The 11479-nt window shown below is 36.0% G+C and carries 8 protein-coding genes and 2 pseudogenes; 8 read left to right on the top strand and 2 right to left on the bottom strand.

Features of this window, described 5'->3' with window-relative positions; genetic code table 11:
• The 8 genes and pseudogenes from Sarmat_RS04060 to Sarmat_RS04025 form a co-directional block, all read left to right on the top strand.
• Window positions 1-275 (top strand): annotated as a pseudogene (locus Sarmat_RS04060) (hypothetical protein); the annotation flags it as partial.
• A 430-nt stretch (window positions 276-705) separates the two neighbouring features.
• Window positions 706-903: a hypothetical protein gene (locus Sarmat_RS04055; protein WP_202149549.1), complete on the top strand. Its 198-nt coding sequence runs from the start codon at window positions 706-708 to the stop codon at window positions 901-903.
• A pseudogene (locus Sarmat_RS04050) lies at window positions 831-1190 on the top strand (integrase core domain-containing protein); the annotation flags it as partial. The gene Sarmat_RS04055 and the pseudogene Sarmat_RS04050, both read left to right, overlap by 73 nt.
• A gap of 567 nt (window positions 1191-1757) precedes the next feature.
• Entirely contained in the window at window positions 1758-3083 is a 1326-nt protein-coding gene (locus Sarmat_RS04045; protein WP_202149548.1) for a proton-conducting transporter transmembrane domain-containing protein, read from the top strand.
• Between the two features lie 152 nt (window positions 3084-3235).
• On the top strand, window positions 3236-3985 hold the full coding sequence (locus Sarmat_RS07225; protein ID WP_202149547.1) for a peptidoglycan DD-metalloendopeptidase family protein: 750 nt from the start codon (window positions 3236-3238) through the stop codon (window positions 3983-3985).
• A 14-nt stretch (window positions 3986-3999) separates the two neighbouring features.
• Window positions 4000-5880 carry a DNA primase gene (gene dnaG / locus Sarmat_RS04035; RefSeq protein WP_202149546.1) on the top strand — a complete coding sequence of 627 codons (1881 nt, stop codon included), beginning with the start codon at window positions 4000-4002 and terminating at the stop codon, window positions 5878-5880.
• Window positions 5877-7637 (top strand): RNA polymerase sigma factor RpoD, encoded by a 1761-nt coding sequence (rpoD, locus tag Sarmat_RS04030; protein ID WP_202149545.1) that lies wholly within the window; start codon window positions 5877-5879, stop codon window positions 7635-7637. The genes dnaG and rpoD overlap by 4 nt, the downstream gene beginning before the upstream one ends.
• A 24-nt stretch (window positions 7638-7661) precedes the next feature.
• Window positions 7662-9110: a PleD family two-component system response regulator gene (locus tag Sarmat_RS04025; protein ID WP_202149544.1), complete on the top strand. Its 1449-nt coding sequence runs from the start codon at window positions 7662-7664 to the stop codon at window positions 9108-9110.
• Window positions 9111-9146: 36 nt separating this feature from the next.
• On the opposite strand, the gene Sarmat_RS04020 is transcribed toward Sarmat_RS04025, so the two are convergent.
• Together Sarmat_RS04020 and Sarmat_RS04015 are read right to left on the bottom strand one after the other, a co-directional pair.
• A complete protein-coding gene (locus tag Sarmat_RS04020; RefSeq protein WP_202149543.1) occupies window positions 9147-11084 on the bottom strand; it encodes a glycosyltransferase family 2 protein in 1938 nt (645 codons plus the stop codon).
• Window positions 11085-11178: 94 nt separating this feature from the next.
• The coding region (locus tag Sarmat_RS04015) for a transposase (protein ID WP_202149542.1) at window positions 11179-11479 on the bottom strand (301 nt) is incomplete at its 5' end.

Here is an 11479-nt window from a genome sequence, read left to right as displayed (position 1 = left end):
GAGCTACATATGCTGACAAAGGTTATTGCGTTGCTCCCGCCAGGATAGCAGCGGCTCGTAAGGGAGTTCATCTATGTGCTATTAAGAAAAACAATATGAAGGAAAAGAATTTTGATCTCGAGCGCTATTATACTTACATTAGATCTCCTTTCGAAAGGGTGTTTGCTCAGGATAATAAACGACTGCGATATGTAGGAATAGCAAAAAATCAATTTGCTGAATTTATGAATGCAATCTGTTTTAATTTAAAGCGTTTAACCGTCCTTGCTGCATAAAACAGGTAAAAATACATCTATTTAGGCTTATAGCAAAACTAAAACAGCTAAAAATGAGATTAATTTCTGATTTGACTAAAAAACTATGCAGTTTTTAATAGCAAAATCCTTATAAAATCACTCAAACAAAAATTTTAACTACAAAATACAAAATTTTCTAAAATCTCATCTTACAACGGTCCCCATTGGCAAAGAAAGTCGTTGGCAAATGTTGATGATGCTGCTTTTATACTATCGTACTTACAGCAAATGCAGATAGGTTTTATGTTTGGGGATCGACGTTTCAAGGGTATGCAGAATAATTAAAACTTTGGAACGATTGGTCGCGAAGCTGGTTGCGATAGAAAAAATCGCACTCTAAGCTATGAAGAGACTGAACAGTTAATAGATGTAACGGAGCAAATAATTAGACCTCTTTCGAAACTCGCTCATGATGAGCAAATGCGAGGAGTATACGAAGCACAGAGCCGCAGCGTACATGAAGTACGTGAGGACTCGAGCATCGACAGCGTCGCCACAGTTGCCATCAGGAGTAGAGTTAGGAAAGAGGTCTAATTTACCAATCACGATCATCATAAAAATACTTTTACTCATATATTTGAGCGTGTTTGCAATGAGCATCAGATAGAGCATAGAAAGACTAAGATCAAGCATCCTTGGACTAATAGGCAGGTAGAGCGAATGAACAGAACTCTCAAAGAAACAACTGCAAACAATTTCCATTATGCATCTCATGATGAGCTAAAACAGCATCTGCATGCTTATTTGATGGCTTATAACTTCGCTAAACGACTTAAAGCCATCAAAGGAAAAACTCCTTGGCAATTTATTTTAAATCAGTGGACAATTCATCCTGAATACTTTATACTTAATCCTAACCATTTCTTACTGGGACTAAACAAATCCATCTCATAGCTTTCTTGCATCCTTAGGTGGTGTCTGACCTTGTTTACCTTTTCGCTTGTATATTATTTTTTCTATTAATTCCCACTCTTTATCACTAGTGTTGCTACTATATTTTTTTGACATCTTTTCTCTTTTTTGACGCCTATTATAGCAATTCTTCTTTATATTTCAATATTTTACGTGACTGGTTCTTACTTTCTTACTTATGCAACAGTTCTAATCTTAAAAAAATTCTTAGATGTTTCCTGATTTTTGTGCACGATATTGCCATATATGGAGTAGTTTTGTGTTGAAATAAACTCCATATATACCTTCTGTCTTGAAAAATCAAGACCTCTTGCTATCATTAGGCGATATATTCTCACTTACGCAACAGGTCTATTTAAATCGTTACTGTAACTTTTGCCATTGTTGATTATATCTAATTTAACCTCATTGACTACATCTTCTAAAATCTACTCACATAGCAGCTCTATTTTATCAAAAATTACAAGAGAAATTGAAAAAGATATATAAGTTGTATAGGCTATATATACATAAGCCACTATACAACCTAACACACAAGCTATAAGTAAAATGTTACTACAATACTCCCTTCTACCAATAGCACTAGGTGCCGCGCTATCTTGCCTAAAAACCCGAGTCGCGCGCAGCGCCCTCACAATACTCTGTAGCGTTATTTTTTTATATCTAGCTTATTCATTATATACAGCCGCTAACGCAAATATTGGGCCAATAAAGTCTCACGCACTGCTCTGGCGCTTCACCATATGGGATAAACACTACGAATTTCTATTATCACATAATAACTGCCTTTTGTTTCTCGCTACATCCATCTTATGGTGTATTTCAACCGCGTATAGCGCTTATTATTTTTCCGTGAAACCCGCGAATGCACGCATTATTCTCTTTTTTATGCACATCGCCTTCTTGTGTACGCTATGCATACTGCTTTCAGATAATCTCACCACCATGTTTGTTTCATACGAACTCCTCACCATCTCTACTGCCCCTATGATTTTGCAAAACAATCACGCAAATGCTAGAGCAGTGCTGCAATACTTAACGCTTCTTACTATCGGCGCAACCTTGCTGCTCACTCCATGCATTCTACTAATACACCATGCTACTAATAGCACAATCGGTCATAGCATAGCATTAGCACAGCATCACAACATAGCACTGTCTTTAAATCAGCAAATATTTTTATTATTTTTTATTATCTTCGGTCTGGCGAAAATACCACAAATACCACTATCACAATGGATCAATCACGCAATGTGTGCATCTTATCCAGTAAGCGCACTACTGCACTCTGCGCTAGTGGTAAATAGTGGCATAATATGCTTTATAAAGCTCTCTGAATTTTGCAACATGGATCTATTAAAAGCCCATCAATATCACTCACTCCTTTTCTTTCCGCCGCTTATTACCATAGTCTATTGCGGCATCAAGTCAGTGGCTACGCATAGTCTCAAAAACATGCTCGCTTACTCCACCATCAATCATATTAATTTATGTTTGTTAAGTTTGTTGCTATTCACATACGAAGGGCAAGTCAATGCTCAACATTACCTCATTAAACATGCTTTTCTTAAAATGACCTTGTTTTACACAATAGGTTTGCTCTATATAAAAACAAACAGTACTACCCTAAACTGCATTAAGGGAGCTGGATATCAATTTCCTATCATTGGCATAACAATTAATTTAATAAATATGGCCCTGTTAGGCTGGCTTCCATTCTTTTATCATGCTAAAATACAGATGTTCATAGAATTATATAAATATTCTCCTTATTTATCTATTGGCTGGATATTCAACTACCTCTTTTCTATAATATTTAGTTATAGGTTAGCTTTTTATCTATATTCATCAAAAGCACTAAAAGCAAAAAATTAATTATATCCGTCGTGCGCTTCATTTTTATCTCGCTACTCCTAGTACTCTCTGGGTGCTCTTCTTCGTCTCAAAAACTCTTCGCAAAAATCAACGTCAAAGTTAAGCAATGCACTCACTCACCTTACCCTCATCTCTTTCCAATATACGAGCTAGTGCAAATCCCAGACACCTCATCGTTTGGGCAGCATGGTGAAAAAGAGCATGGTAAAAAAGATAATAGAATATTTAATAAACATTTTGGGCGTTTGATTAATCATAAATGCGCGAATAATCATTACATTGCAAACTTCAGTAGACAATGGGAGTGCGGCTGCCCTGGATATCAAAGGGTTGTTAAAACCAAAATACAGAAGCTGCAAACGTTACTAAAAGACCTAAAAAATAAATATCATCTACCAATACTCGAGCAAGAAAAAGCTAAATACGCCTTAGAATTCGGAGCAGATAGTCAGATTAAAAAACTATATCTCCTAGACCTCATTGCTAAACAAATACCTATCTTTCTACCAGAGAGTAATTGCCTACTCACAAGCCATTTTGGGTATAGAAATCATCCAATGAGTCATAAAAAAAAGAAATTTCATTATGCAATAGACATCGCTGGCCCCAAGGGGTGCGACATATACGCATCTGCTGACGGCGTTGTGTGCGCTCAAGGTTCTAGTTGGGGTTATGGGCAATATTTAGAGTTAGATCATGGCTATGGCCTTAAAACGCGTTATGCTCACCTTAGTAAAAAAAATGTAAAAATGGGGCAGGTGGTTATGAGAGGAGAAAAAATAGGCGTGCAAGGCAAAAGCGGCGTGGCTACAAACCATCATTTGCATTTCGAGGTAATTTTGCACAATAACAAAGAAACAAAAAGAATTAATGGTTATGATTTTGTGCGCAACTATTTTTAACTAACTGTTGTATAATGAAAGTATATCAAGAGTTCTATCAAAAAATACGCGATATTGTAGATCCAATCAGCGTTATTGGACAAAAAGTTGTGTTGCAAAAAATCTCTAACAGATATAAAGGACTGTGCCCGCTACATCTAGAAAAAACTCCATCATTCACTATCAATCCGCAAAAAAAATTCTTCTACTGCTTTGGCTGTTCTACTGGTGGAGATGTCATTAAATTCACATCACTTATTTTAAATTGCAGCTATAAAGATGCGGCTATAAAGCTTGCACAAGAACATGGCATAACACAACCGCAGCTAAACTCTCAAGATGCGCGTATATATCAAGAACAAGAAGAGATACATCAGATATTAGAATTAATCAATAACTTTTTTAAATCCTCGCTGAACCAACAAGCCCTGAGCTACCTAAAACAAAGAGCTATCGACGCTAATCTCATCGATTCTTTCGAGATAGGCTTTGCGACAGCAAACCAGCGTGAATTTGAAGCTTTTTGCGAAAAAAACCATATCAGTTTGCTACAACTCCATAGAGCAGGAATGATACAAAAGAATAAACGTGGCGATTTGCAATCTATTTTTCATAACAGAATCACCTTTCCTATTAGAGACTCCTATGGGCGCATAGCTGGTTTTGGTGCGCGCACAATGACAGAAGCGCAACCAAAATATCTTAATTCTCCCGAAACCTTAGTATTTAAAAAACAGGAATTATTTTACTGTGAGCATAAAGCAGAAATTGCAGCAACCCTCAATGGATATATCATATTAGTAGAAGGATATATAGACGCTATTCGACTTCATAGCATAGGATATCATCAAACCGTAGCCAATTTAGGTACGGCAATTAACCATGAGCGCATCGAGAGATTATTTAAAAAACATGACAAGATTATTGTAGCTTTAGACTCAGATGTAGCAGGATACAAAGCCAAAATAAAACTCATAGAAAAAGCATTAGATCTCATCTCCCCTCAAAAAGAATTATTCTTTCTAGAAATACCCATAGCGCAAGATCCTGACCAACTAATACTTACAAAAGGCAAGGTAGGATTTGATGCATTAATTGAAAGCAAGAAACCGCTGTGCGAAGCGCTGTGGGAGGATAGAAGGAATAAAATTATTCAAAAACTATCAAAAAATAAACTCACGCCAGAATTTAAAACGCAAGTTATGCAAGACTTGTGCAAAACGTGCGAAGTAATTAAGGCGCCGGAATTAAAAAAAAATTACCAACAATTTTTTAGAGATCAATTATTCTATTTGTTTAAAAACGCTCAGCATCTACATTATCCCACCTTAACTAACAATAAGAAAGGTAATGTTAATTCTCAAAGCGCACCCCAACACCACACTCAACAGTCTAACCTAATTATCAAACACACTAATTTTCAAAAAGAAAAAATAGAATACTATATCTACGGATTATTAGCTTTAAACCCATCTCTTGCGCAAGATCAAGAAGATAAGCAAATAATAGATAATACGCTTAATATCTATGATGCCGGGGATAATGCGCGCGCATCTGAAAAAGCAGAATATCGCATTAAAGAATGGTTAGTGCAGCAAATTGAAGAAAAAACTCCATTGCCAGAAATTATGTTTAATGCTAGTAGCATAGATAATGCATCATTTATTCAAGACGCCATTAACATCACCAACCAACTAATTGATAATTTTTTTACTATCGATGGACATAAAAGATTAGACATTGCATGGAGCTTCATTAAACATCATTACCAAATCATACAACTTAAAAGGGAGCTAGAACTATTGCATATTGCTAGCGAAGATGTAAAATCAATATATAGTAGGGTAATGTTCTATAGATTAGAAATTTCTAAGATACAAACAAAAATAGAGGCAATCGAGAGATTATTTTCATGACGAAACAGGGACAGTATATAGACGAAATATCAACAGAAAACGAATCTGAAGAACGCGAAGAAGATATATTCGAAAACATTGCGCTAGATGAAGAAGATGCTTTTTTAACGCCGGATTTAGAGATAGAATTCGTCGCTACTGATGTCACGCTAGAAGATAATGAAATCGAGGAAGAACAGGAGTTAACAGTTGGCGATTTACAAACGGCGGATACTGTGCGACTGTATCTAAAGGAAATTGGAGCAGCCCCACTCTTTTCTAAAAATGATGAAATGGCCGTGGCTCAGCAAATAGAGCATGGTAGTCGTTCTATTCTTAATCTACTCTGTGAAATTCCACTATCTCTAAAATTCTTTAATAGCTGGTACAAAGACCTTGCCGCTGGCAAAATGCATGTTAAGGAATTAATCGATGATATAGACACAGCCGACACTTGCAAACAGGATGACTCCGAGTGCGATGAAGAGATGCAACACGCACTCTCCGTCACAGAGGAAAAGTTATTTGCTAATACTATGGAAAAACTTGAGCAAATTAACGAAATTGCTCAAAAATTCCAGCAAATGATTCATTTGCATTATCATGGAGACAATAACACTAAAGTTACAAAAGATGATCAGCGATATCAAGAACTACTAGATCAACTAGTAGAATATATTGTACAGTTCAATCTCACTCATAAATCGCATGAGAAAATCGTTAATGCAATATATTCTCATCATGACAGAATACGTGGCATCGAGTCAACCTTTATAGAAACGATCGAAAAACGCAATTTCTCGCGCCAAGATTTTTTAGAAGAGTATCATAAAGCAAATGTTATAGACGATGCTTGGGTTAAAAGTTTACAAAGTCATAAAAATAAAAAAATCAGCACTTTAGTAAAAGAAAATAAGGATGCTATGGATGAGTTAGTTTCTTCTTTTCAGAACTTAGCGCGCACCGTAGGTATACCAGTTAAAGATTTCCGTAATATAGTGATTGCAATACAGAGAATATCCAGACAAACAGCCAAGGCCAAGCAAGACATGATTCAAGCAAACTTACGCCTCGTGATATCTATTGCAAAAAAATATTCTAATCGCGGATTGCATTTTTTAGATTTGATACAAGAGGGTAATTTAGGCTTGATGAAAGCCGTAGATAAATTCGAATATCGCAAAGGATATAAATTCTCCACTTATGCCACATGGTGGATTAGACAAGCCATCACGCGCTCTATCGCAGATCAGGCTAAAACTATTCGCATTCCTGTGCATATGATAGAAAGCATCAATAAAATCACGAGATGCGAACAACAGTTAAGAGCTGCTTTGGGTAGAGAGCCTACTTCTGAGGAAATAGCAATAAAACTAGGCATTTCTATAAATAAAGTGCTAAAAGTGCGAAGAATTGCAAAAGATCCCATGAGTCTAGAAACACCAATTGGAGATGATGATAATAATTCTCTTGGCGAATCTATACCAGATCACGCAGCTATTCCACCTATAGATGTTGCTCTCAAAGAAGACTTGCTTTCGAGAATTACTATAGCTTTGATTTCTCTCACGCCAAGAGAAGAGAGAGTGATTAGGCTAAGATTTAATTTAATCTTGCATATACTCAAATCTGGCGTATATACCCTAGAGGAGGTTGGCGCAATGTTTGGCGTAACGCGTGAACGTATTAGGCAGATTGAAGTCAAATCTTTAAGAAAACTTAGATATTCTATTAAATCTTCCCAACTTTCCTTGCAAGCGATAACGGTTTGTAGTTAAAAAAAAGGGGGGGGTTACCACCATATGAGTTCTATACTAATAGTAGATGACATAGAGACAAACATTAAGTTGCTCGAAATTAAACTCGCAGATCAATACTATACCATTCACACAGCGCTTTCTGGCGCGACAGCAATACAAATCTTAGATCAAAACAAGATAGATGTAGTTTTACTAGATGTAATGATGCCAGAAATGAACGGCTTCGAGGTGTGTTATAAGATTAGAAGCAATCCAAAAACCGCCACTATACCCATCATCATGATCACAGCGCTTTCTGATATCAAAAGTAAAGTTAAGGGCTTGGAGGCTGGCGCTGATGATTTTCTCACTAAACCAATCAATGACCTCGCATTATTCACTCGCATTAAATCTTTAATAAGAATCAAGGTGTTGATGGATGAATTAAATATCAGAAACGACGTAATGACAGATTTAGAATTAGATTATGCTCATTTTAATCTCGCGCCATTTGATGGCAAAATAGTGGTGATTGATGATGATTGCGCAGAAGCTAGAAGAATTAGTAAAATACTCACCTGCATTACGAGTAATATAGACACAATACAGAGTATCGAAGATCCAAACCAGTGTATAAATGGAGATATTTTTATCATTAATGCGCAACTTGATGACTGCGATCCATTAAAGCTTATTACTCATATTAAAGATAAAATAAACAATAAAGCCATCTTTATTTTATCTAGCCATGACCCCGATTCTAGTGTACTCATTAAAGGCTTAGAGATAGGCATACATGACTATTTTATTCGTCCAGTTGATGAAAGCGAACTCCTCGCTAGGTTACGTACGCAGCTTAAGCGCGAATTCTATCAGGAAAGTTTGAAAAAGATACTAAGTGATAACGTTCATTTTTCTATTAAAGACTCGCTAACAAATCTATATAACCGCAGATATTATGATCTGCATCTCACCAAAACTATTCAGTTTTGCGTACAACATAACAAAGAACTTCATTTATTAATGATGGATATAGACTATTTTAAGAAAGTGAATGATGTATACGGTCATCAAGTTGGCGATTTAGTATTAAAGAGTTGTGCGAATGCAATGGTGCAAAATTTGCGAGCCGATCATTTGGTGGCCCGATATGGAGGAGAAGAATTTTGTGTTGTATTACAAGATGTATCAGAAGCTAAAGCCTTAGAGATTGCATCAAGAATCAATAAAGCGATCAGAGATCTAGAAATTATTATAGATCAGACATACGACTCACATCACGTACAAAACACTGACCTTGCGCATAACTCTAACAACAAACTTACTCTCATCTCTTTGCAGCAAAACGAAGCAAAGCATAGCGTGCAACGAAAAATAAAAATCACCATCTCTATAGGTATTGCTTGCTATATTAAGGGTTTAAGTAGGGAAGAATTTATAGAAGTTGCAGATCATGCATTATATCGAGCTAAACACGAAGGAAGGGATAGGGCTGTATTATATAAATACTAAACTAAAGAAATAGAATTAAAAACTCATGCTCTTACATCACAGTTTAATTTTTTTAGATAAACCATGCATGGTTTTACACCAATAAAACGGATTGTAATATAACTCAAATACCGCTATATATGTCGCGAACACATGCAATAAAAAATACGCAGGATATGTTGCAATAGCTAACGCACACAATAGTTTATTAGGTAAATCCAGCAAACTCAATCTAATTGCGCATATCGCATTAGCATAAGAAAATAATAAAAAACTCACCAAACAAAAACCTCCTATATACTTTATATCGTAAATATAAGAGATTAATACAATTAGAGGTACGAACAAAAACTGTGCAGCGTGAACTCCAGTAAAAATTATAATCATTAACTGATGATATAACTTCATCTCACCATATTTATTGTACATTTTGAGAAAAATGAAAAAAGTTTGGATAAAACCCTTGCTCCATCTTGCGCGTTGCCCTAGCCAACCTTTTAAACTCACTACTGCCTCGGCATGAGTCACTGAATCTAACATAGACACAACATACTGCTGCGCATATATTCTTAAACCGAGCTCCGCGTCTTCTGTAACATTATAAGCATCCCAATATCCAATTTCTTTAATTTTGTCAGTTTTAAAATGATTGCTAGTACCACCTAATGTGAGCGGCATTCTACAAAATTCGAGCCCTGGTAAAATAAAATTAAACCATAGAATATATTCGACACTTATCCAGAATGTTATTAAATTCTCATAACTATTTAAAAACGAAAGTCTAGCTTGTAAACAAATACATTTTTCATCTACCTGCTGAAATTTCATTATCGCTCTATACAATTGATCATATTCTGGCCTATCTTCAGCATCATATATTACAAGATATTCACTTTCTATAAAGTGCGCTGCATAATTTAATGCCTTTGGTTTAGTTAATACCACGTCATTAGGTATAACAAATACAGACATAAAATGAGGTAGAGAAACTGTTTGCACAAATTCCATCATCTCTACATCCCTTTCTTCTACTAATAACCTCACATCCATCAACTCTTCTGGGTACAACATTCCGTAAAAATGTTTAATAATACTTAAAACTTGATTAGTTTCCTGATATAAAGGTATGAGAATCGCATAACTTTTTAAATTATATGCGCTATAAAAACTATCATTACAATTAACATTAGACTTCTTTTGAAACTCTAGTCCTAACGCCAAATGTGGCATTGTTCCCATACTAAAATCCTCATGTTTATGCGCACTCGAAGTTCTGCGCTTCGTATACTCTTCGCATCGCTCCCCATGAGTGAGTTTGGAAAGAGATATATTACTGCTCGAACCAGAAGTGCTATCTTCTGTGGCAAACACATGAGAGATTAAATGTAATAATGACCCAACAATAGAAATTCGACTAAGATACGGAGCAACAATAATAATTTGTTTAAAATATAAATTAATCAAATATATACACGATATACAATCGATAAACAAGTCCGGGGTATGACTTGTGTAAATAACAAAGAACATGATTGTTTCAAGGAAATATTTATAATTTACATTTTTTGCAATTACAACTTTTTTGCTTAAAAGAAAGAATTTAGCGCGAGTAAGATAAATAGCATGATATTCAGAGCGTAGCACTAATAAAAAATATTCATACACGTTACTTTGTGCGCAATGCTTATGTAGAACAGAAGATTGAGTAAAATGTCTTGCATTAGACTTCTTGCGCATCTCTACTTCTGATGGTAACGTGATGCATTGCTCCGATTCAAAATCACGTACCCATGTATGCCCAGCGTTCCACGCCTCGCATGCTCCCTGTACTCGCTTCTGATACGATTGTTGTGAAAAAGACCTGTTGTTATATATGTCGTTTAGAAAAAGAGGGAGATAGATACAGTAATGCTTAGCATAAAGATGCATGTGCGAATGATGCACAACTACAAAAAGAGGGAGTTGAGAGCGAGCAAGCGCGCGCGAACTGCTCATATTTATAGTAAATTAAGTTGAAGTTTGCGCATTAAAGAATTGAGGCAAGGCATCGTATAATTTATCAAATTGAGAATTTTACCCTTAGAACCAGTCACGCAAAACATTTAACTAACCTATTCAGCATAATTTTTGTGAAAGCTAATTGAACAAAAGCCTTAGCGGATGAAGGGGAAATCTCATAATCCTTGGATAATCTTCTGAAATTACCCAGCCACGCAAACGAGCGTTCCACAAGCCACCGCCATTGCTGGACCTTAAACCCCCTCGTTCTGTCCACCGGCTTGACAATGCTCAGCAAACACCCCTGCGTATGCGCATAAAACCATTTTTGTAAATCACCTTGATACCCCCGATCTGCTAAAACTTTTACCAGCCTCGGAAAGTTTTGCTTT

This window comes from Candidatus Sarmatiella mevalonica (genome assembly GCF_016751895.1).
Classification (GTDB): domain Bacteria; phylum Pseudomonadota; class Alphaproteobacteria; order Rickettsiales; family Rickettsiaceae; genus Sarmatiella; species Sarmatiella mevalonica.
This window is presented reverse-complemented; position numbering and strand designations above follow the sequence as displayed.

Excerpts from the sequence above, each read along its gene's own strand:
- Sarmat_RS04045 (WP_202149548.1), top strand. The coding sequence starts at position 1,758 with ATGTTACTACAATACTCCCTTCTACCAATAGCACTAGGTGCCGCGCTA.
- Sarmat_RS04025 (WP_202149544.1), top strand. The coding sequence starts at position 7,662 with ATGAGTTCTATACTAATAGTAGATGACATAGAGACAAACATTAAGTTG.
- Sarmat_RS04020 (WP_202149543.1), bottom strand. The coding sequence starts at position 11,084 with ATGAGCAGTTCGCGCGCGCTTGCTCGCTCTCAACTCCCTCTTTTTGTA.
- rpoD (WP_202149545.1), top strand. The coding sequence starts at position 5,877 with ATGACGAAACAGGGACAGTATATAGACGAAATATCAACAGAAAACGAA.
- Sarmat_RS04055 (WP_202149549.1), top strand. The coding sequence starts at position 706 with ATGATGAGCAAATGCGAGGAGTATACGAAGCACAGAGCCGCAGCGTAC.
- dnaG (WP_202149546.1), top strand. The coding sequence starts at position 4,000 with ATGAAAGTATATCAAGAGTTCTATCAAAAAATACGCGATATTGTAGAT.